We start from the raw sequence: 21,560 nt of genomic DNA on the forward strand, positions 1-21,560 counted from the left end.
GCGTAGGGAAGCGGGAGGCCTCAAGGTCTTGGGCGTCGTAGTTCCGATCGATGAGAGAAGTCCCGATCCCGAGGCGAGCCTGGCCGACCTCGTCGCCCTGGTGTCCGGTGGGATGGAGCGCGTCAACGCGACGATCCTGTCGCGCACCGGATCCGACGTCCAGATGATTCCCGAAGTCGCCAACCACCTGATCTCCTCGGGCGGCAAGCGCCTTCGGCCGATCCTCACGCTCGCGACCGCCGATCTCTGCCACTATGTCGGCGACGGCGCGGTGAAGCTCGCCGCCAGCGTCGAGTTCATGCACACCGCGACCCTCCTGCACGACGATGTGGTCGACGGCAGCGACATGCGTCGCGGCAAGGTAGCGGCCCGCATCAAGTGGGGGAACGAGGCCAGCGTCCTGGTGGGCGATTTCCTCCTCGGCCAAGCCTTCCGCATGATGGTGGAGGTCGGATCGCTGAAGGCCCTCGACATCCTGTCGGCGGCGGCCACCATCATCGCCGAGGGCGAGGTGATGCAGCTCACCGCGGCGAAGAACACAGAAACGAGCGAGGCCGAGTATCTCGCGGTGATCAGCGCCAAGACGGCGGAGTTGTTCGCCGCTGCCTGCGAGGTCGGTCCGGTCCTGGCTGAGCGCGACGCCGCCGAGCAGGCAGCCTGCCGCGCCTACGGCATGAACCTCGGCATCGCCTTCCAGCTCATCGACGACGTCCTCGATTACGGCGGCACCAGCGATACCCTGGGCAAGAATGTCGGCGACGATTTTCGCGAGGGCAAGATCACGCTGCCCATCGTCCTGGCGGTGCGTCGTGCCACGGGTAGCGAGCGCGGCTTCTGGAAGCGGACGCTCGAACTCGGCGAGGTCACGGACAACGATCTCGAAACAGCGCGCGCCATCCTGCGGCGTCACGGCGCCCTAGAGGAAACGATGGCGCGCGCCCGCCTGTACGGCGACCGGGCCCGGGATGCCCTGAAGACGTTCCCGCCGAGCCCGATGAAGCACGCCCTGCTGCAGGTCGTCGACTTCTGCATCGCCCGGGCGCACTGAGCGTCCCGGAGCAGCGTCGGATCGTCAGGCTGCCGCCTGGCGCATGACCGGCGGCGGAGCGAGGGCCACGCGCTCGCAATCGGTGACCTCGGACGTTTCGGCCGAGGACGGCGCGATCACGATCCGGCCCGCGTCGTCGGACCATTGCGTGAGAAGACCGTCGGTGGTGGCCTTGTCCATGGGCCGCCCGAAGAGGTAGCCCTGGCCGTAGGTGCACCCCTGGCCGGCAAGCCAATCGACGCTGGTCCCGCTCTCGATGCCCTCGGCCGTTGTGAGAAGGCCGAGGCTGGAGCCCAGGGCGATGATCGCATCCACGAGCTTGGCGCGCTCGCTGCTCAGCCGCATCGATTCCACGTAGCTGCGGTCGATCTTCAGCTTGTCGAACTGCAGTTCGCGCAGATGGTAGAGGCTGGAATATCCGGTCCCGAAATCGTCGAGGGCGATGCGGACGCCAAAGCTCTGGAGCGACTTCAGGGCGGTCCGCGCTGCTTCGAGATCGTTGACCAGGGCCGTCTCGGTGATCTCGATCTCCAGGCGTCCCGGTGCGAACCCGGTCTCCGTCAGGATGCCGAGGATCTGCTCGGGCAGGTGCGGATCGCGCAGCTGCAGCGGTGAGATGTTGATCGCCAGCTGGAGATGGGCCGGCCAGAGCCGAGCGTCCCGGCAGGCCCTGCGCATCAGCGACCAGGTGAGTTCGGCGATCAGACCGGTCTCCTCGGCCAGGCTGATGAAATCGGCCGGGGTCAGGACGCCCAGCCGGGGATGATTCCAGCGGGCCAGCACCTCGAACCCGATGAGATCGCGGCCGGGCAGCGACACCACCGGCTGGTAGAACGGCTCGATCTCGCCCTGCTCGATGCCGACCCGCAATTCCCCTTCAAGCCGGGCGCGTGCCTTCAGGGCCTGACCCATGTCGAGATGGAAGAACCGGTAGGTCCCGCGCCCATCCCGCTTGCCCTGGTACATGGCGACATCGGCGGCGTGCAGCAGCGCCTCGGCGGTGCGACTCTCTTCCGTCGCCGTCGCGATTCCGATGGTGGCGCCGATCTCGAGACGGCTCTGGGTCCAGGCGATCGGCTGAGAAAGCGAGGCGATGATGCCCTGCGCGAGCCGCGCCAGAGCTTCCGGATCGCTGTCGGTGTCGAGAAGAAGAGCGAACTCATCGCCCCCGAGGCGCGCGACGAGGCTCTGGGGCGGCGCGAGGGCCCGCAGGCGATCGGCGATGACGCAGAGGACGGCGTCACCCGCGGCATGACCATGGACGTCGTTCACCGGCTTGAAGCGGTCGAGGTCGATCAGCATTACGGCGACCCGCGGGAGACCGGTGGCCACGCGGATGCGCGCCGCCAGAGTTTCGCCGAACAGCCGGCGATTGGCGAGACCCGTCATCGCATCGTGGCGTGCGACGGCCTCGGCATGCGCCTCGGCCCCGTCCCGATCCTGCATCGCCTTGCGCAGCTTGAACGACTTGCGGACGGCCGCCACGACCACGCCCAGGCTCATGCAGAGGGACAGCATCAGCAGATCCTGAAGCTGATGCGTCCGGGTCGCGTCGATGAGAACCGTGAAGAACCCCAGCTGGGTGCCGACGATCCAGATGCAGGAGCCGATCATCATCAGGCACAGGAGTTCTCGGAGCTCGCCCTCTCCCCACGAGTTGTTTTTTTGGTTGGGCATGCACCGCTCCTTGCGCGCGCCGATCCTGCAGCCTCAAACCTTGAGCGAGCGTAAAGCTGACGTCTGAAGTCGGCGCCGTTGCACGGAAAGTTGCTATCCCACCAAGAGGGCGAATGCTTAGCGCAGCATTGCTGCCGTGACCCACCAGCCTGGATGAACTGCCGCGATGCTGCGTGCGGCGCGGGCCGCCTCGGACCGATGCCCGAAAATGCCGAACACCGTCGCGCCGGACCCCGACATCCGCGCCAAGCGGCATCCGGGGGCGGCCCGCAGGGCCCCGAGCGCCACGTCGATCACCGGGGCGAGGCTCCGCGCCGGGGTTTCGAGGTCGTTGTGGGCAGGGGTGATCGCGCGCAGGAGGGCATCCGCCCCGAGACCGGGGGCGATGACGGGATGCGCGCCGGTGCCGTGGCGATCGCCGACCGCGAGCCCGAGCGCGCGGAACACCGGCGCAGTCTCGACCGGGACGCCCGGATTGATGAGGACCGCCGGCAGCGGGGTCATATCCAGGGCGGGTCCGACGGCTTCGCCGGCGCCCGCCATCATGCGGGCGCGTGGGACAAGACAGACCGGGACATCGGCGCCGGTGGCACGGGCGGCCGCGACCAGGTCCGGATCGTCGGGGGCGATGTCGTTCAGGCGGCCCAGAAGGCGCAGGGCCGCCGCGGCGTCGGAGGAGCCGCCGCCGATGCCTGCGGCGACGGGCAGGCGCTTCACAAGATGGAAGGTGCCCTGGCGGAGATCGGGACGAAGGCGGGCGAGGTGACGCGCCGCGCGGATGACGAGGTTGTCGTCGAGGGGGCCGGCCGGGCCGGCCGTCGGCCCCGAAACGGTCAGCGCCAGGTCGGGACCCGGCTCCAGGCTGAGCGTGTCGCCGGCGCCGGTGAAGACCACGAGACTTTCGAGCTCGTGATAGCCGTCGCCGTCCCGGCGGCCGAGGACGTGAAGGGTGAGGTTGATCTTCGCCGGAGCGCGGGTGACGAGGAGGGGCACGGACACTCGGGGCTCATGGGTCGGGCAATCGCGGGGCCGGTCTGGCCCCGCGACGCGCGTTCCGTCAAGCCTTCGGGCCGATCAACCACCGCTCTTCTTGTCGGCCGCGCCCGGGGGCTCGTTCGGGGCCGGGGCGCCCTTCGGCAGCTCGGGGTTCACCTTGCTCTCGGGCGGATTCTCGGCGGTGGCAGCGGGCTTCTCGAGTTCCGGCAAGCCGTCCTTGAGCTTGGCATTGATCTTCTCGAGGTCGTCCGGCTCAGGGTTCAGGTCCTTGGCGTGCTGCCATTGGAACTTGCCCTCCAGGCGACGCCCGGCGCGCCAGTAGGCGTCGCCCAGGTGGTCGTTGATGGTCGGATCGCCGGGCTTCAGCTCGATCGCCTTTTCCAGCTCGCGCACCGCGTCGTCCCAGCGGCCGAGGCGGAAATAGGCCCAACCCAGGCTGTCGATGATCATGCCGTCGCGCGGGGCCGCATCGACGGCCTGCTTCAGCATCGTGAAGGCCTCGTCGATGTTCATGTTCTGGTCGACCCAGGAATAGGCCAGGTAGTTCAGCACCTGGGCCCGGGCGCCGGGCTGGCTCGCGGGCACCAGCTCAAGGGCCTTCTTCAGGTCGGCCTCGGCCTTCGGCCACTGCTTGGCGCGCTCGTAGGCGGTCCCCCGGAAGTAGAACGTCGTCCAATAGTTCGCGGCCGGCTTGTCGCCGATCAGCCCGATGGCACGGCTGTAGGTCTCCGCCGCCTCCTCGTACTTCTTGCGCGAACGCTGGACGTTGCCGAGCGCCGTGACGACGTCGATGTCGTCCGGATGCGCCTTCATCGCGGCATCAAGATGGGCGATGGCCTCGTCGCCCTTGCCCATCTGCTCCAGGTTCAGTCCGACCTGGACGTCGGCATTGAGGCGCAGGGGCGAGGTGGTGGGGATCTGCGAATAGGCCTCGTTGGCCCGCTCGGTCTGCTTCATCCGGTCGAGGATGTCGGCAAGGGTGAGCCGCGCGAGGGCGTGGTCGGGGGCGAGGTAGAGGGCGAGGCGCAGGTAAACCACCGCCGGCAGTTCGTCGCCCTGGGTTGAGCCGGCCGAGCCGAGACCGTACAGCACCTCGCCCGCGCCCTCCTGCGCCGAGTTGACGAGGCGGCTGAGGGGTTTGCCCTCCTTCAGCTTGGTCAGGGCATCGCGCACGATGGGGTGGCGCGGCAGCAGCTTGTCGAACTCGGTATAGGCCTGGATCGCGAGGTCGGTGCGGCCGGCCTGGGCCTCGAAGCGCGCATAGGCGTCGACGATGCGCAGGGTGTTGCGGTCGGCGTCGTAGGCGGCCTTGAGGCGGCGCTCGGCTTCCGCCTGATCGCCGACGAGGCTGGCGATCAGCCCGGCATGGAAGTCGCGGAAGGTGTTGTAGTAGCGTTCGCCCTTGAGCTTGTTGATGGTCTCCAGCGCGCGCTTGCCGTCGTTGGCCCCGGCGAAGGCCCAGGCGGTGAGCAGCGTCCCGGTCAGGTCGGCGGCGGCCCCCCGGCCGCTGCGCGCGAAGTTCTGGCGGGCCTGGGCGAACTGTCCCGCCTTGATCTGGCGCACGCCGAGGGCGAGCTGGGCGAGGCCGTTCGAGCCGTCGCGGCTGGTCAGCCGTTCGGCGGCCCGGAAGGCGTCCGGGAGGGAGCCGTCGGCGAGCAGCGACACGAAGGCGCGCTCCAGCAGCTCGGCGTTGCGGGGATCGGCCTTCACGGCCTCGCGGTAGTAGCTCGCGGCGGCTGCGGTGTCCTTGGAGGCACCGGCGATGTAGGCCGAGAGGAAGTTGCCCTCCAGCGACTCCGCGGGCTCGTATTCGGAGATCGGAGCGGATTCCCGCGGCTGAGCCGCGTAGGCCGCCGGCGAGTTCGCGAGGCAGACGGCGAGGGCCGAGAGGACCCGGCGGCCGGTCCGGCTGGTTTTGGCTGTTCCGTTCATGGGCACCGATCACGGCTCCTGCGCACCGGCCATCTCGGTGGCCGGGCTCGTTCGGGGCGGGACACTGGACTCTTACCGCCATCCTCGCAAGGCATAAGGATGGCGGCCCCTGCGCCCGCCATCCCCCCTCATTCGACCGTGATCCGGGCGGCGGACCGGCCCCCTCACATGTTCGGGTAGTTCGGCCCGCCCGGTCCTTCCGGGGTCTCCCAGTTGATGTTCTGGTTCGGATCCTTGATGTCGCAGGTCTTGCAGTGGACGCAGTTCTGGGCGTTGATCTGGTAGCGTACGCCGTCGCTGGCGCCGGCATCCTCCACCCATTCGTAGACGCCCGCCGGACAGTAGCGGGCCGACGGGCCACCGTAGACGTCGTGCTCGGAGGCCTTCTGCAGCTCCATGTTTCGCACCTTGAGGTGGGCCGGCTGGTCCTCCTCGTGGTTGGTGTTCGACAGGTAGACCGAGGAGAGTCGGTCGAAGGTCAGCTTGCCGTCGGGCTTGGGATAGACGATCGGCTTCACCTCGCTCAGCGGCTTCAGCGTCGCGTGGTCCGGCTTCCCGTGGCGCAGCGTTCCGAAGGGCGAGGCGTCCAGGATGGTGTTCGACCACATGTCGAGCCCGCCGAGGCCGACGCCGACGAGCGTGCCGTACTTCGACCAGAGCGGCTTGACGTTGCGTACGCGCTTCAGGTCCTGGCCGATGGCGCTGTCGCGCCAGCCGTTCTCGTAGGTCTCGAGCTCGTCGCCCTGCCGGCCGGATTCGAGTGCCTGCGCCAGGGCCTCGGCCGCCTGCATGCCGGAGAGGACCGCATTGTGCGAGCCCTTGATGCGGGGCACGTTCACGAAGCCGGCGGAATCGCCCACGAGGCAGCCGCCCGGGAACACGAGCTTCGGCACCGACTGCCAGCCGCCCTCCATGATGGCGCGCGCGCCGTAGCCGATGCGCTTGGCCCCGTCGAAGGTCTCGGCGATCATCGGGTGGGTCTTGAAGCGCTGGAACTCCTCGAAGGGCGAAAGGGTCGGATTCTCGTAGTTCAGGTGCGTGACGAAGCCGACCGAGAGCAGGCCGTCGTCGAAATGGTAGAGCCAGGAGCCGCCGCCGGCCTTGTTCGGCAGGGGCCAGCCCATGGTGTGCTGCACGAGGCCGGCCTGGAACTTGTCAGGGGCGAGCTGCCAGAGTTCCTTGACGCCGAGGCCGTACTTCTGGTGGTCGCTGTAAGCGTTGAGCTTAAAGCGATCGATCACCGTCTTGGTCAGCGATCCGCGCGCGCCCTCACCGAAGACCGTGTACTTGGCCCGCAACTCCATGCCGCGGGTGTAGTCGTCGCGCGGCTCACCGGACTTGCCGATGCCGAGGTCGCCCGTGGCGACGCCCACGACGACGCCGGATTCGTCGTAAAGCACCTCGGATGCCGGGAAGCCCGGGTAGATCTCGACGCCGAGCTCCTCGGCCTTGGCGCCGAGATACTTCGTCACGTTCGAGAGCGAGCCGACGAAGTTGCCGTGGTTCGACATCAGCTTGGGGAAGAACAGGTTCGGCATGGTAAGGCCGCTGTTCTTGGTCAGGAACATGAACTCGTCGCGCGCGACCGCCGTCTTGAGCGGGCGCGCCTCGTCTTGGCGCCAGCCGGGCAGCAGGCTGTCGAGGCCCGAGGGATCGATCACCGCGCCCGACAGGATGTGGGCACCGACCTCTGAGCCCTTCTCCACCACGACGATGCTGGCATCGGCGGACAACTGCTTGAGGCGGATGGCGGTCGCGAGCCCGGCCGGCCCGGCCCCCACGATGACCACGTCGAATTCCATCGCCTCGCGTTCGGGCAGCGCCATCCGTCATCCTCCTGTGAGGCCCTGCTTTGCCGCGGGGCCCTCGTCATTCGTCCCGATCGTCCGTCTACGGACCGACGATCCCGTGTCCGGCGATCACTCTCAACCCATTCCAACCTGAGAACGCAAGCGGCGCCAAGGTCTCGGGGGCAGCGGGTGACGATGTCGCGCGGTTCAAAAGGCAGTGCGCAGCGTCGCACGCCCGGTTGTCCACAACTGCGTGAGGCGCCACATCGGGATTATGAGCCAGAGCGACGACCGACAGCGGGATCTCATCGCCAGCCTCGATTTTCACGTCGAGGCCGGACTCGACCTCTTCCTCGACGAGGCGCCCCACGACCGCTTCTCGGAGGCCGAGGCGCCCGAGCCGATGACGGCGCCCCCCGCACGGCCCACGCCTTTGCGCGACGCGCCGGCCCCGCCGCGGCCACCCTTGCCCGGCGCCGGCATGGTCCTGGCCGATTTGCCCCAGCGCGGCGCGGCCCCGCCGCCGGCCCGGACCTTCGGCCAGTCGGCCGCGTCCAAGCCTGGGGAGGCGGCCGGCGATGCGCGTGCGCGGGCCCGCGACGTGCAGAGCCTCGACGAGCTGGAGGCGCTGCTCGCCGGCTTCGATGGTTGCCCGCTGAAATTCACCGCTAAGAACCTCGTCTTCGCCGACGGCAATCCGGCGGCGAAGCTGATGTTCATCGGCGAGGCCCCGGGGGCCGACGAGGACCGCGTCGGCAAACCCTTCATGGGCCGTTCGGGCAAGCTACTCGACCGCATGATGGCGGCCATCGGCCTCGACCGGACGAACGCTTACGTCACCAACATCGTGCCGTGGCGGCCGCCGGGGAACCGCAACCCGACCCCGCAGGAGGTCTCGATCTGCAGGCCGTTCATCGAACGGCAGATCGAACTCGCCGATCCGGACCTCATCGTTTGCCTCGGCAGCCCGGCGACGCAGGCGGTCACCGGCACCAAGGACGGCATCTTGAAGGCGCGCGGTCGCTTCTACCCCTACCGCGTTGGGAGCCGCGAGATCCGTGCCCTGGCGACGCTGCATCCGGCCTATCTCCTGCGCCAGCCGCTGCAGAAGCGCCTCGCCTGGCGGGACTTCCGGACCTTGCGCGCCGCCCTCGACGGGAAGGCCTGAGCCCGCTTGGACCGGCGCCCAAGCGGAACCGTATCCCGTAGCTGCGACTTACTTCACGCGGCCGTGTGTGACGCCGCGTGGCCGGACAGGGTGTAACGAGATCATGCGCTGGGAAGATTTCCGCTCGTCGGACAATGTCGAGGATCGGCGCGGCGAAGGTGGCGGCGGTGGCGGGTTCGGCTTTCCCGGCGGCGGAGCCGGTGGCCTTGGCATCGGCACCATCGTGATCCTGTGCATCATCGGATGGGTCACGGGCATCAACCCGGCGGTCCTGATCGGCGGTGCCGAGCAGATGTCCGGCGGCGGACGCCCGCGCCAGGAACAGGTCGACCCCCAGACCCAGGCCCAGCGCAAGACCAAGCCGACGGACGAGAGCGGGCGCTTCGCCGCCGCGATCCTCGGCAACACCGAGGACGTGTGGAAGGAGGTCCTGCCGAACCAGACGGGCCGCCAGTACCGCCCGACCGCGATGGTGCTCTACACCGGCGGCACCCGCAGCGGCTGCGGCTCGGCCCAGGCTGCCATGGGGCCGTTCTACTGTCCGATCGACAAGAAGGTCTATCTCGACACTTCGTTCTTCAAGGAGATGGAGCAGAAGTTCGGCGTGAAGGGCGACTTTGCCTACGCCTACGTCATCGCCCACGAGGTCGGCCATCACGTGCAGGACGAACTCGGCATTCTTGGCAAGGTCCAGGGCCGCCAGCAGAACGCGTCGAGCAAGACCGAGGCGAACCAGCTGTCCGTGCGCACCGAGCTCATGGCCGACTGCCTCGCGGGCGTCTGGGCCAAGAATTCCAACGACAAGTATAACGCCCTGGAGCAGGGCGACATCGAAGAGGCGATGCAGGCGGCGAGCGCCATCGGCGACGACAAGCTTCAGAAGCAGTCGCAGGGGTATGCCGTGCCGGATTCCTTCACGCACGGCTCATCCGAGCAGCGGATGCGCTGGTTCATGACCGGCTATCGCAGCGGACAGACGAAATCCTGCGACACGTTCCGGGCCGCGCGGAACTGAGCTGCAGCCGGCGCGCTGTCGGGGGGCGGGACTTTCGCGTAGGATCGGTCCCGTCCCGCCCGCGTTCGGTTGAAGGCATTCCAAGATGGTCGCATCCGACAAGACCCGCAGCTTCATCCCGCTGGTCATCGCGGTCCTCACGGTATCGGACACCCGCAGCGAGGAGGACGACCGCTCCGGCGACACCCTCGTCGAGCGCCTCACGGCGGCGGGGCACACCCTGGCCGCCCGCGCCATCGTCCCCGACGAGGTCGAGGCGATCCGCGGACAGGTCGAGCGCTGGAGCCGTGACCCGGCCGTCGACGTGGTCATCACCACGGGCGGCACCGGTTTCACGGGCCGCGACGTGACGCCCGAGGCCATCGAGCCCCTGTTCGAGAAGCGCATGGATGGTTTCTCGGCCGTCTTCCACCGCATTTCCTACGACAAGATCGGAACCTCGACCTTGCAGTCGCGCGCCACGGCGGGCGTCGCGAACGCGACCTACATCTTCGTTCTGCCCGGCTCGCCCGGCGCCTGCCGCGACGCTTGGGACGGCATCCTAGCCGCGCAGCTCGACTACCGCCATCGGCCCTGCAACTTCGTCGAGATCATGCCCCGCCTGGACGAGCACCTGCGTCGCGGCGCTTCGATCTCGGTGTAGGCGGGACGGTCGACCCGCGATCCGCGGCGATTACGCCCGATCAAGGCGCGCCGCGAGCGGGCGGGCCTTCAAACGGCGGTTGAATTTCGGGCCCGCCAGCAGGCGTTCGCGGCGCACCAGATCGCCTGGGCGTGGAGCGTTCACGCCGATGACGCGCTCCCCTCCGGCGGCCAGGCGTGCCGGCAGGCCGGTATGGGGGCGGCGCAAGCGGGCCAAAGACACCTCCGGGCGGGCCGTCCCGATGAAGCGGTCCAGAAGACGGATCCAACCCTCGGCGGGAACATCGCCGGCCTCGAGACACAGGACCCAGTCCCGGCGCGCGATCTTCGCACCGGCCGACCAGGGCGACGACCCACGACCACGCAGAACGACCGTTGCGCCGGTCGCCTCGGCCACGGCCTCGATCATCGCATTCGCGACCGGCACGACGATCACCGCGTCACCGACGAGTCCTGCCGCAACTCCGGCGACCAGCGCGCCTAGCGTATCGGCGAGGTGATCGACGGAATCGGGATCGGCAGGCCGCGCCACGAAGATGAGAGCCGAAAGCATGCGCGCGCATACCGTATTTTCGCGTAGCGCCAAGCCACATCGCGGCGACGCAGACGACGCAAATGGGTAGAAACGCGACACGACACGCGTTCTGCCTGAAATTTTTGCAGCGACCCGAACATTTGTTCATGATACGTTCTCGTCCGATCCCAACGGATGAACACCGCCTATGCCAGCCGACGCCACTCGCCCATCGTCCGCCGGCCCCGCGGCTGCGCGACGCCTCGGCGAGACCACATTGCAGCCGATGGGGCGGCGGGGCCGGGGTGCCACGGCCAATCCGAGCGGACGGTACGAGGCGGCCCGACGGGAAACCTTCGACGACGGCTGGTCCGGGAATGAGGAGGCGGTCCCCGTCCGGACTGAGGTGCGGCCGGAGCGTGCCCGCACGCTGATCACCCGCAACACCTCGCCCGACATCTCGTTCGATCGCTCGATCAATCCCTACCGCGGCTGCGAGCACGGCTGCGTCTACTGCTTCGCCCGTCCGAACCATGCCTATGTCGGCCTGTCACCGGGCCTCGACTTCGAGACCAAGCTGTTCCGGAAGGTGGGTGCCGGCGCTCTGCTCGAAACGGAGTTGTCGGCACCGGGCTACCGTCCCGCCACCATCGCCCTGGGCACCGCCACCGATCCCTACCAGCCGATCGAACGGGAGCATCGCGTCACCCGCGCGGTGCTGGAGGTCCTGGCGCGGTTCCGCCACCCGGTCGGCATCGTGACGAAATCGAATCTCGTCGTGCGCGATCTTGACCTCCTCACCGACCTCGCGCGCGACGGTCTCGTGAAGGTCGCGATCTCGGTGACCACCCTCGATCCCGTCCTGGCACGCCGGCTGGAGCCCCGCGCGCCGCATCCGCAAAAGCGCCTGGACGCGATCGCCCGCCTGAGCGCCGCGGGCATTCCCGTGATGGTCATCGCCGCGCCGATCATCCCTTCTTTGAACGACCACGAGCTCGAGGCGATCCTCGCCCGGGCCCGGGGGCTCGGCGCCGTGGAGGCGAGCCACGTACTCCTGCGCCTGCCGCTCGAACTCGATGATCTGGTGAACGACTGGTTCGCCGAGCATTACCCAGGTCGCCAGCGCCACGTCATGTCGCTGGTCCGCGCCGCGCGGGGCGGAAAGGCCTATGACGCCGCTTTCGGCACGCGGATGACCGGCACCGGCGCCTATGCCGACCTGATCCGCCAGCGCATGCGGCTCGCCCGGCAGCGCCTCGGCTATCCCGAAGTCCGTCGTCGCCTGCGCGTCGACCTGTTCAGGGTTCCGCGCGACCAGTTGAGCCTGTTCTGAGGTCGTGGGCGCGCGTGAAGCTGAGCCGATGATGGGGCGAGCGGCCGCGGTGTGCAAGGCCGGCGAGATGGGTGCGCGTGCCGTAGCCGACGTTGCTCGCCCAGCCGTAGTCCGGGTAGCGCCCGGCCAGCCGACGCATCAATGCGTCGCGCAGGGTCTTGGCCACGATGGAGGCGGCGGCGATCTGCGGCACCAGCCGGTCGCCGCCCACCACGGCGCGGCCGGGGAGGGCGAGTCCCGGAATCGTGTCGCGGCCGTCGACCCAGACCGGTGCGTCGAGATGCAGGCCGAGGACCGCGCGCCGCATGGCGTCGAGGGTGGCGGCGCGGACGTTGATCCGGTCCACCAGCGCGCGCGATCCGGCCGCCACCGCGACGCGGGCCCACGCCCGGATGAGTGGAGTCAACGCCTCGCGCTCGGCCGCCTTCAGGCGCTTGCTGTCGTCGAGACGCGCCAGAAGCTCGGGCGGGAATGCAGCCGGCGCGAACCACACCGCCGCGACGATCACCGGGCCGCAGAGGGCCCCCCGCCCAACCTCGTCGCAGCCGATCACGGCCGGGTAGGTCTCCGCCAGGCGCGGGTCGAAGGGCGGCATCGGCAGGGTCCGGGCAGGGGGCTGATCCCTTCCCCTAGCGTGCGCGGTCAGTCGGGTCCACGCGTCAGCCGAGTTCGACGATGCCCCGCGATGGCGTGCCCGCGGCCCGTACCCGGACGGACGTGCTGCCATGGGCTTGAGCGATGTTGTCGTAGAACTGCCGCGCGCTCTCGGCCCAGGTGTACCGCAGGGCTTCGTTGCGGCAACTCTCCCGCGGAATTGCCAAGGCGGCCAGGGCGGCCGCACGCAAGTCGTGATCGAGGACGCCGGCACCGGTCCGGCCGATGACGTCGAGGGGCCCGGTGACGGGATAGGCGGCCACTGGGACGCCACAGGCGAGGGCTTCGAGAAGCACGATTCCGAAGGTGTCGGTCAGGCTCGGAAACACGAAGACGTCGGCAGCGGCGTAGAGGGCGGCGAGGGCGGCGCCGGTGCGGATGCCGAGAAAGCGGGCCGCCGGCGCAATCCCCGCGAGGCGCGCCCGATCCGGGCCGTCGCCGACGACGACCTTCGTTCCAGGCAGATCGAGGCGCAGGAACGCCTCGAGGTTCTTCTCCACCGCGAGCCGTCCCACCGAGAGGAAGATCGGCCGCGGCAGCCCGGCAAGGTCCGGCGCATCCGGCGGGCGAGGCCGGAACAACTCGGTGTCGACGCCGCGCGTCCAGCGCATCAGGTTGGTGAAGCCGCGCGCGTGGAGGTCGCGCTCCAGGGAGGGGGTCGAGACCATGGTGCCGTTGGCCGCGCCATGGAACCGGCGCAGCCAGGCATAGCTCCAGGTTTCGGGCACGGGGGCCCGGGCGGAGAGGTATTCCGGGAAGCGGGTGTGATAGCTCGTGGTGAACGGACGGCCATGGGCGAGGCAGTATCGCCGCGTGGCATAGCCCACGGTCCCTTCCGTGGAGATGTGGACGTGGGTGGGCTGCAGATCGTCCCAGAGGCGCGCCACGTGCCGCTTGGTGGCGCAGGCGACCCGAATCTCGGAATAGCCCGGCAGGGGCAGGGAGGCGAAGTCCTGGTGGGTCAGGAACACCGGGTCGAAGCCGTAGGTAGCCCCCGCCGCGGCCATGTTCTCCAGGGAGCGGACCACGCCGTTGACTTGCGGATGCCAGGCATCCGTCGCGATGAGGAGCCTCACGCGACCGCCCGGGCTCCGTCGGGCCGCGTGCGGCCGACGAGATCGGTCCGCCCGGCGCGAGCCCTCAGCAGGCTCGGATAGTGCAACACCTCCATGGTGCCGTCGTAGTGCTCGACGATGGCGGTGCAGGATTCCACCCAGTCGCCGGTGTTCAGGTAGGTGAGACCGTTGATCTGCCGGTTGGCCGCGTGGTGGATGTGGCCGCAGATCACCCCGTCGGCCCCGACGCGCTTGGCCTCGGCGCTGAGCAATTCCTCGAACTTGCCGATGAAGTTGACGGCGTTCTTGACCTTCAGCTTGGCCCAGGCGGAGAGCGACCAGTAGGCGAGGCCGAGGCGGCGGCGCACGGTGTTGACGTAGGTGTTCACGAAGAGGGCGAAGGTGTAGGCGCCGTCGCCCAGGAACGCGAGCCACCGGGCATGGCGGACCACCATGTCGAATTGGTCGCCGTGGATGACGAGGTAGCGCTTGCCGTCGGCGGCCTCATGCACCCGCTGATCGGCGATTTCGATGCCACCGAAGGTCATGCCGATATAGTCGCGCAGGAACTCGTCGTGGTTGCCCGGGACGTAGACTAGCGTCGAGCCCTTGCGAACCTTGCGCATGAGCTTCTGCACGACGTCGTTGTGGCTCTGCGGCCAGTACCAGCCGGACTTGAGTTGCCAGCCATCCACGATGTCGCCGACGAGGTAGATCTCGTCCGCATCGTAATCACGCAGGAATTCCAGCAGCAGATCGGCTTGGCAACCCTTGGTCCCCAGATGCATGTCGGACAGGAACAGGGTCCGGACGCGGGTCGTCTCGGTGTCTTCGCCCACGTTCGCCTCCGGGACAGCCTCCGATCCCTGGAGCCAAACCGGATTCCCGTATCAGTTTGATGACGTCGGCCTCGCCAGACCGGCCGCCTTCGGCGCCGCGACGTAAGCTCTTCTTCCACAAAAAAAATTTTGATTTGAGACCAAGTATTTCGGGTTTTCCTTTCGGCGGGAAGCCGGGCATAGTCCCGCTCAAGGTGCCCAACCGGGCGGCGTTCGAGAACGCATGACCGGAGCCCATCGAGGCGAACTAAGGGTGCCGTCCCCGGGGACGACGACGCTGAAACGGCCCAGCGGTCAGCGCGTGTCGCGCGACCCGGCCCATGGAGAAGAGGCTTGTGGTATTCGGTGGCGCGCGCGGCGACGGGCGTCGAAGGGCTTCCTTCGACGCGGGCGGACCTGGGTCCTGTATCCGTCCACAGGTCGCGCACGTACGAGTTCGTCCCGCGATTCATCTAACCAGCGGCCGCTACGAGCACTCGGGATCGTCCCGGGACGCCCCGTGCGATCCGCTTCAACCCTCGGCGCATCATTGTCGCCGCACGCCAGGGCGCGTGTGGTCACTAACGTGAGAAACGGAGAAAACATCATGGCGGCAACGCGACGTCCCGGCCGGAACCACCTGTTCGTCCCGGGCCCGACGAACATCCCGGATCGCGTGATGCGCGCGATGATGGTGCAGTCCGAGGATCACCGTTCGGTGGACTTCCCCACGCTGACCAAGCCGCTCTTCCAGGACACGAAGGCCGTCTACGGTTCGACCGAGGGCACCATCTTCCTGTTCCCGGCCTCCGGCACCGGCATCTGGGAATCCGCCCTGTCCAACACCCTGTCGCGCGGCGACAAGGTCCTGGCCGCCCGCTTCGGCCAGTTCAGCCACCTCTGGATCGACATGGCCCAGCGCCTCGGCCTGGAAGTCATCGTCCAGGACGAGGAGTGGGGCACGGGTGCGAACCCGGAGCGGATCGGCGAGGCCCTGCGCGCCGACAAGAACCACGAGATCAAGGCCGTCATGGTCGTCCATAACGAGACCGCCACCGGCGTCACCAGCGATGTCGGTGCCGTGCGCAAGGCGATCGACGCCGCCGGCCACCCGGCCCTGCTGTTCGTCGACGGCGTCTCCTCGATCGGCTCGCTCCCCTTCAAGATGGACGAGTGGAAGGTCGATTGCGCCATCGCCGGCTCGCAGAAGGGCCTGATGCTCCCCGCCGGCCTCGGCGTGATCTGCGTCAGCCAGAAGGCGCTCAAGGCCGCCGACACCTCGTCGGGCCAGAACGACCGCCTCGCACACGTGTACTTCGACTGGGCCGACCACCAGAAGCAGAACCCGGCCGGCTACTTCCCCTACACCCCGTCGCTGCCGCTGCTCTACGGCCTGCGCGAGGCCCTGGCCTGCCTTAACGAGGAAGGCCTCGAGAACGTCTACCACCGCCATCACGTCCTCGGCGAGGCGACCCGCCAGGCCGTGGCCGCCTGGGGCCTGAAGACCTGTGCCAAGGAGCCCAAGTGGAACTCCGACACGGTCACGGCCATCCTGGTGCCGGAGGGCGTCGACGCCGCCGCGATCATCAAGCACGCCTACGTGCGCTACAACCTGGCGCTCGGCGCCGGTCTGAGCCAGGTGGCCGGCAAGGTGTTCCGCATCGGTCACGTCGGTGACATGAACGAACTGTCGCTGCTGGGCGCCATCGCGGGTGCCGAGATGTCGATGCTCGATCACGGCGTGAAGGTCCAGCCCGGCTCCGGCGTCGCCGCCGCCTCGAGCTACCTGCGCGAGAACCCGCTCTCGAAGTCCTGAGCCTCCCCGGGTTCCGGATCTTTCGAAGCCAGACGTTCGGCCGGGATGGGTTCGCCCATCCCGGCCACGACCTCGACCCCACCCGTGACGTGCCCTATCCGAGACTTGGCCGGATCGGCCAGAGGATTCCATGACGAAGAAGATCGTGTTCCTCGACCGCGAGTCCCTGGACGCCAACGTCCGTGAGTTCAACTTTCCCCACGAGTACGTCGAGTACGAGTCGACCTGGACGCCGGAGGGGATCGTCGAGCGCCTGAAGGGTGCCGAGATCGCGCTGATCAACAAGGTCCCGATGCGGGCCGAAACCCTGAAGCAGCTCCCCGACCTCAAGCTGATCGCGGTGGCCGCCACCGGCACCGACGTGGTCGACAAGGAGGCCGCCAAGGCCCAGGGCATCACCGTCGTCAACATCCGCGGCTACGCCTTCAACACGGTGCCCGAGCACGTGATCGGCCTGATGTTCGCCCTGCGCCGGGCCATCGTGCCCTACGCCAACTCCGTGCGCCGGGGCGATTGGGCGAAGTCGACCCAATTCTGCTACTTCGACTACCCGATCCACGACATCGCCGGCTCGACGCTGGGCATCGTCGGCTACGGCGCGCTCGGCAAGTCCATCGCCAAGCGGGCGGAAGCCCTCGGCATGACGGTCATCGCCTACGACGTGTTCCCCCAGGAGGGCCTCGTCGATTTCGAGACGATCCTGCGCGAGTCCGACGTCATCACGCTGCACGCGCCGCTGACGCCCGAAACCCGCAACATGATCGGGCGCGAACAACTCGCGAAGATGAAGAAGCACGCGCTCCTCATCAACACCGCGCGCGGCGGCCTCGTCGACGAGGAGGCTCTGGCCGAAGCCCTGAAGGCGGGCACCATCGGCGGCGCCGGCTTCGACGTGGTGATGACCGAGCCGCCCAAGAACGGCAACATCCTGTGCGAGCTCGACCTGCCCAACCTCATCGTCACGCCGCACGTGGCCTGGGCCAGCAAGGAGGCCATGCAGATTCTCGCCGACCAGCTCGTCGACAATGTTGAGGCCTTCGTCGCCGGCAAGCCGCAGAACGTAGTGTGACGCGGGCCCGCGCTCCCCACTCGCGCGGGGGCGCATCGTGATCGCCGAAGCGATCGACCAAATCGAAACCAAACGCCAGCCGTGCCGAGCGCGGAACCGACAGGGATCCTGAAGACATGAAGAAGCTGCTGTTCCAATTCGACACCGACGCCGTCCCGAGCGTGTTCGACGTGGTCGTCGGTTACGATGGCGGCGCGGATCACATCACCGGCTACGGCAACGTCACTCCGGACAATGTCGGCGCACTGGTCGACGGCACGATCTACACCCGCGGCGGCTCCGAGAAGAAGTCGACGGCGATCTTCGTCGGCGGCGGCAGCATGGCGGCCGGCGAGGCCGTGTTCGAGGCGGTGAAGAAGCGCTTCTTCGGCCCGTTCCGCGTCTCGATCATGCTCGATTCCAACGGCTCCAACACCACCGCCGCCGCCGGCGTCGCGCTGGTGCAAAAGGCGGCCGGGTCGCTGCAGGGCAAGAAGGCCGTCGTGCTCGCGGGCACCGGCCCGGTCGGCATGCGCTCGGCCGCGCTCCTCGCGCAGGAAGGCGCCGACGTCATCCTGTGCGGTCGCTCGCTCGAGAAGGCCCAGGCCGCCGCCGACCAGATCAACACCCGCTTCAAGGTGAACATTAAGGCCGCCGAGACGCCCGACGCCGCCTCGCGCGCACAGATCGTCAAGGGCCAGAACCTCGTGTTCTCGGCCGGCGCCATCGGCCTCGAGCTCCTGCCCGAGGACGCCTGGAAGGACGAGGCCAGCATCGAGTTCGTGGCCGATTACAACGCTCAGCCGCCCCTCGGCTTCGGCGGCATCGAGGCCATGGACAAAGGCAAGGATCGGCACGGCAAGAAAGTGTTCGGCGCGCTCGGCATCGGCGGCCTGAAGCTCAAGCTGCACCGCGCCTGCGTCGGCCAGCTCTTCGACAACACCGAGCAGGTGCTCGACGCCGAGGCGATCTACGCGCTCGCCAAGAAGATGGCCTGATCGCCATGGCGGAGAAAGAGAATCCCGCGCACGAGACGATCCAGACCTTCCTGGATGGTCTGGCGAGTTCAGCGCCCACGCCCGGCGGCGGCGGAGCCGCCGCCATCTCGGGCGCCATGGGTGCCGCCCTCCTCAGCATGGTGTGCAACCTCACCATCGGGAAGAAGAAGTACGTTGAGGTCGAGGGCGAGCTCAAGGAGATCCTCGGACAGTCCGAGGCCCTGCGCGCCGAACTCACCGGCATGATCGCCGACGACGTCGAGGCCTTCGACGCGGTCATGGGCGCCTACGGGCTTCCCAAGACCACCGACGAGGAGAAGGCCGCGCGGGCGGACCGGATCCAGGCCGCCCTCAAGGTCGCCACCGACGTGCCGCTCGCCTGCTGCCGCGCCTGCCGCAAGGTCATCGACCTCGCCCAGACGGTCGCCGACAAGGGCAACCTGAACGTGATCTCGGATGCCGGTGTTGCGGTGCTCTCCGCGCATGCGGGCCTGCGCAGCGCGGCCCTGAACGTCTACGTCAACGCCAAGGGCCTCGACGACCGCGCTTTCGCCGACGAGCGCCTGCGCGAACTCGAAACCCTCCTGGGCTCGGCCGGGCCGCTGAACGAGTCCATCTATGAGGTCGTCAAGGCCAAGGTGAACTAAGGCGCGATCCGACCCGGGACCCGAGGTGAATCGGCCTCGGGAACGTCCGGGCGGTTCCGCGAGGCATCGGCTCAAGACAAACCGGACGATCAGAGGTAACAAGAGCTGCTCCCGACGCCATCGGGGCAGCTCTTGTGCAAATTGAATACAGTTCACCGTCCCTCAAGGCAGAGTGAACGGTAATTTAAAAAAATATAAATGGCGAAGCACTTTCCGTGAAGTGAAATTTACGAGACAGTCGCCCCAAGAAAGAAACGCCGAGGAGAACGCTGATGGACGTGCACGAGTACCAGGCCAAGGAACTGCTTGCCGGCTTCGGTGTCGCCGTTCCCAAGGGAGCCGTGGCCTTCAGCGCCGACCAGGCGGTCTACGCCGCGACCGAGCTCGGAGGATCGTTCTGGGCCGTGAAGGCGCAGATCCACGCCGGCGCCCGCGGCAAGGCCGGCGGGATCAAGCTGTGCCGGACCTACAACGAGGTGCGCGACGCCGCCAAGGACCTCCTCGGCAAGCGCCTCGTGACCCTCCAGACGGGGCCCGAGGGCAAGCCGGTCCAGCGCGTCTACGTCGAGACCGCGGATCCGTTCGAGCGCGAACTCTACCTCGGCTACGTCCTCGACCGGAAGGCCGAGCGCGTCCGGGTCATCGCCTCCCAGCGCGGCGGCATGGACATCGAGGAGATCGCCGCCAATGAGCCGGAGGCGTTGATCCAGGTGGTCGTCGAACCCGCCGTCGGCCTGCAGCAGTTCCAGGCCCGCGAGATCGCGTTCCAGCTCGGCCTCAACATCAAGCAGGTGTCGGCCGCCGTGAAGACGATCATGAACGCCTACCGGGCGTTCCGCGATTGCGACGGCACCATGCTGGAGATCAACCCCCTGGTCGTCACCAAGGACGACCGGGTCCTGGCGCTCGACGCCAAGATGTCCTTCGACGACAACGCCATGTTCCGCCGGCGCAACATCGCCGACATGCACGACCCCTCGCAGGGCGACCCGCGCGAGGCCCAGGCCGCTGAGCACAACCTCTCGTATATCGGCCTCGAGGGTGAGATCGGCTGCATCGTGAACGGCGCCGGCCTCGCCATGGCCACCATGGACATGATCAAGCATGCCGGCGGCGAGCCCGCGAACTTCCTCGATGTCGGTGGCGGCGCCTCGCCGGACCGGGTCGCCACGGCCTTCCGCCTCGTCCTGTCGGATCGCAACGTGAAGGCGATCCTCGTCAACATCTTCGCTGGCATCAACCGCTGCGACTGGGTCGCGCAGGGCGTCATTCAGGCGGCGCGCGAGGTGAAGATCGACGTGCCGCTGATCGTGCGGCTCGCCGGCACGAACGTCGAGGCGGGCCAGAAGATCCTGGCCGAGAGCGGCCTCGACCTCATCACCGCCAACAGCCTGTCCGACGCCGCCGCCAAGGCCGTCGAGGCCTGCGCCGCGACCAAGCGCGCCAACTAAGAACGGGGAGGATACGTCATGAGCATTCTGATCGACGAGAAGACCCCGATCATCATCCAGGGCATCACGGGCGACAAGGGCACTTTCCACGCCAAGGAGATGATGGAGTACGGCTCCAACGTCGTCGGCGGCGTCACCCCCGGCAAGGGCGGCAAGACTCATCTCGGCGTGCCGGTGTTCAACACCGTCAGGGAGGCCGTGGAAGCCACCGGCGCCACCACCTCCATCACCTTCGTGGCGCCTCCCTTCGCGGCCGACGCCATCATGGAAGGCGCCGATGCCGGCCTCGCGCTGATCTGCTCGATCACCGACGGCATCCCGGCCCAGGACATGATGCGGGTGAAGCGCTATCTGCGCCGCTACCCCAAGGACAAGCGCACCATGGTGGTGGGCCCGAACTGCGCCGGCATCATCTCGCCCGGCAAGTCGATGCTCGGCATCATGCCCGGTCACATCTACCTGAAGGGCAATGTCGGCGTGATCTCGCGCTCCGGCACCCTCGGGTACGAGGCCGCCGCGCAGATGAAGGACGAGGGTATCGGCATCACCACCTCTGTGGGCATCGGCGGCGACCCGATCAACGGATCGTCGTTCCTCGATCATCTTGCTCTGTTCGAGCAGGACCCGGAGACCAAGGCCGTCCTGATGATCGGCGAGATCGGCGGTCCGCAGGAGGCCGAGGCCTCCGCCTGGATCAAGGAGAACATGACGAAGCCGGTCATCGGCTTCGTGGCCGGCCTCACCGCCCCGAAGGGCCGCCGCATGGGCCATGCCGGTGCGATCATCTCGGCGACCGGCGATTCCGCCGCCGAGAAGGCCGAGATCATGCGCTCCTACGGTCTTACGGTCGCTCCGAGCCCCGGTGAGTTCGGCACGACGGTGGCGCAGGTGATGCGCAAGCTGGCGGCGTGAGCCGACGCCGATCCGTCCTGCGGATCGGCCACGCGCCGACATTCGA

General features: G+C 68.0%; 19 protein-coding genes. 11 read left to right on the plus strand and 8 right to left on the minus strand.

Annotated features, from left to right (window positions below; genetic code table 11):
- Positions 1 to 28 precede the first annotated feature (28 nt).
- Positions 29 to 1,048, plus strand: a complete 1,020-nt coding sequence (locus tag ASF18_RS18090; protein WP_056210957.1) for a polyprenyl synthetase family protein — start codon at positions 29 to 31, stop codon at positions 1,046 to 1,048.
- A gap of 24 nt (positions 1,049 to 1,072) precedes the next feature.
- Here ASF18_RS18090 and ASF18_RS18095 read toward each other — a convergent pair whose 3' ends face one another.
- From ASF18_RS18095 to ASF18_RS18110, 4 genes are all read right to left on the minus strand, one after another.
- The gene (locus ASF18_RS18095; protein ID WP_082487700.1) at positions 1,073 to 2,725 is read right to left on the minus strand and encodes an EAL domain-containing protein; all 1,653 of its coding nucleotides are present in this window, start codon (positions 2,723 to 2,725) and stop codon (positions 1,073 to 1,075) included.
- 117 nt (positions 2,726 to 2,842) lie between these two features.
- Positions 2,843 to 3,718, minus strand: a complete 876-nt coding sequence (locus tag ASF18_RS18100; RefSeq protein ID WP_056354537.1) for a 4-(cytidine 5'-diphospho)-2-C-methyl-D-erythritol kinase — start codon at positions 3,716 to 3,718, stop codon at positions 2,843 to 2,845.
- 81 nt (positions 3,719 to 3,799) lie between these two features.
- On the minus strand, positions 3,800 to 5,653 hold the full coding sequence (locus tag ASF18_RS18105; RefSeq protein WP_056353694.1) for a tetratricopeptide repeat protein: 1,854 nt from the start codon (positions 5,651 to 5,653) through the stop codon (positions 3,800 to 3,802).
- A gap of 164 nt (positions 5,654 to 5,817) precedes the next feature.
- A complete protein-coding gene (locus ASF18_RS18110) occupies positions 5,818 to 7,479 on the minus strand; it encodes an electron transfer flavoprotein-ubiquinone oxidoreductase (RefSeq protein ID WP_056353698.1) in 1,662 nt (553 codons plus the stop codon).
- Positions 7,480 to 7,717: 238 nt separating this feature from the next.
- On the opposite strand from ASF18_RS18110, the gene ASF18_RS18115 reads away from it, so the two are divergent.
- The 3 genes from ASF18_RS18115 (at position 7,718) to moaB (ending at position 10,269) form a co-directional block, all read left to right on the plus strand.
- Positions 7,718 to 8,611, plus strand: a complete 894-nt coding sequence (locus ASF18_RS18115; RefSeq protein WP_056353700.1) for a uracil-DNA glycosylase — start codon at positions 7,718 to 7,720, stop codon at positions 8,609 to 8,611.
- A gap of 103 nt (positions 8,612 to 8,714) precedes the next feature.
- On the plus strand, positions 8,715 to 9,626 hold the full coding sequence (locus tag ASF18_RS18120; RefSeq protein WP_056272852.1) for a neutral zinc metallopeptidase: 912 nt from the start codon (positions 8,715 to 8,717) through the stop codon (positions 9,624 to 9,626).
- A gap of 85 nt (positions 9,627 to 9,711) precedes the next feature.
- Positions 9,712 to 10,269: a molybdenum cofactor biosynthesis protein B gene (gene moaB / locus ASF18_RS18125; RefSeq protein WP_056353703.1), complete on the plus strand. Its 558-nt coding sequence runs from the start codon at positions 9,712 to 9,714 to the stop codon at positions 10,267 to 10,269.
- A 30-nt stretch (positions 10,270 to 10,299) separates the two neighbouring features.
- Here the strand turns inward: moaB and ASF18_RS18130 are convergent, their stop codons facing one another.
- Positions 10,300 to 10,821, minus strand: a complete 522-nt coding sequence (locus ASF18_RS18130; protein ID WP_056353706.1) for a hypothetical protein — start codon at positions 10,819 to 10,821, stop codon at positions 10,300 to 10,302.
- Between the two features lie 169 nt (positions 10,822 to 10,990).
- On the opposite strand from ASF18_RS18130, the gene ASF18_RS18135 reads away from it, so the two are divergent.
- Complete coding sequence (locus ASF18_RS18135) at positions 10,991 to 12,115, plus strand: PA0069 family radical SAM protein (protein WP_056353709.1); 1,125 nt, start codon at positions 10,991 to 10,993, stop codon at positions 12,113 to 12,115.
- On the opposite strand, the gene ASF18_RS18140 is transcribed toward ASF18_RS18135, so the two are convergent.
- The 3 genes from ASF18_RS18140 to ASF18_RS18150 all read right to left on the minus strand — a co-directional run bounded on the left by ASF18_RS18140 (position 12,081) and on the right by ASF18_RS18150 (position 14,663).
- Complete coding sequence (locus ASF18_RS18140; RefSeq protein ID WP_056353711.1) at positions 12,081 to 12,710, minus strand: ribonuclease HII; 630 nt, start codon at positions 12,708 to 12,710, stop codon at positions 12,081 to 12,083. The genes ASF18_RS18135 and ASF18_RS18140 overlap by 35 nt on opposite strands.
- Positions 12,711 to 12,774: 64 nt before the next feature.
- Positions 12,775 to 13,845, minus strand: a complete 1,071-nt coding sequence (locus tag ASF18_RS18145) for a glycosyltransferase family 1 protein (protein ID WP_056353714.1) — start codon at positions 13,843 to 13,845, stop codon at positions 12,775 to 12,777.
- Positions 13,842 to 14,663, minus strand: a complete 822-nt coding sequence (locus tag ASF18_RS18150; protein WP_056353717.1) for a UDP-2,3-diacylglucosamine diphosphatase — start codon at positions 14,661 to 14,663, stop codon at positions 13,842 to 13,844. The genes ASF18_RS18145 and ASF18_RS18150 overlap by 4 nt, the downstream gene beginning before the upstream one ends.
- Before the next feature lie 586 nt (positions 14,664 to 15,249).
- Between ASF18_RS18150 and ASF18_RS18155 the strand changes: the two genes are divergently transcribed.
- The 6 genes from ASF18_RS18155 (at position 15,250) to sucD (ending at position 21,514) form a co-directional block, all read left to right on the plus strand.
- Complete coding sequence (locus ASF18_RS18155) at positions 15,250 to 16,458, plus strand: aminotransferase class V-fold PLP-dependent enzyme (protein ID WP_056210979.1); 1,209 nt, start codon at positions 15,250 to 15,252, stop codon at positions 16,456 to 16,458.
- A gap of 130 nt (positions 16,459 to 16,588) precedes the next feature.
- Positions 16,589 to 17,527, plus strand: a complete 939-nt coding sequence (locus ASF18_RS18160; protein ID WP_056353720.1) for a D-2-hydroxyacid dehydrogenase — start codon at positions 16,589 to 16,591, stop codon at positions 17,525 to 17,527.
- 116 nt (positions 17,528 to 17,643) lie between these two features.
- Positions 17,644 to 18,504, plus strand: a complete 861-nt coding sequence (locus tag ASF18_RS18165) for an NADP-dependent methylenetetrahydromethanopterin/methylenetetrahydrofolate dehydrogenase (RefSeq protein ID WP_056353723.1) — start codon at positions 17,644 to 17,646, stop codon at positions 18,502 to 18,504.
- A gap of 5 nt (positions 18,505 to 18,509) precedes the next feature.
- Positions 18,510 to 19,151 (plus strand): methenyltetrahydrofolate cyclohydrolase, encoded by a 642-nt coding sequence (gene fchA, locus ASF18_RS18170; protein ID WP_056353726.1) that lies wholly within the window; start codon positions 18,510 to 18,512, stop codon positions 19,149 to 19,151.
- 272 nt (positions 19,152 to 19,423) lie between these two features.
- Entirely contained in the window at positions 19,424 to 20,602 is a 1,179-nt protein-coding gene (locus tag ASF18_RS18175; protein ID WP_056210987.1) for a malate--CoA ligase subunit beta, read from the plus strand.
- Between the two features lie 18 nt (positions 20,603 to 20,620).
- Positions 20,621 to 21,514, plus strand: a complete 894-nt coding sequence (gene sucD / locus ASF18_RS18180; RefSeq protein WP_056353730.1) for a succinate--CoA ligase subunit alpha — start codon at positions 20,621 to 20,623, stop codon at positions 21,512 to 21,514.
- Positions 21,515 to 21,560 lie beyond the last annotated feature (46 nt).

Origin of the sequence: Methylobacterium sp. Leaf89 (assembly GCF_001422215.1) — a bacterium.
In the GTDB taxonomy this organism is placed as follows: Bacteria; Pseudomonadota; Alphaproteobacteria; order Rhizobiales; family Beijerinckiaceae; genus Methylobacterium.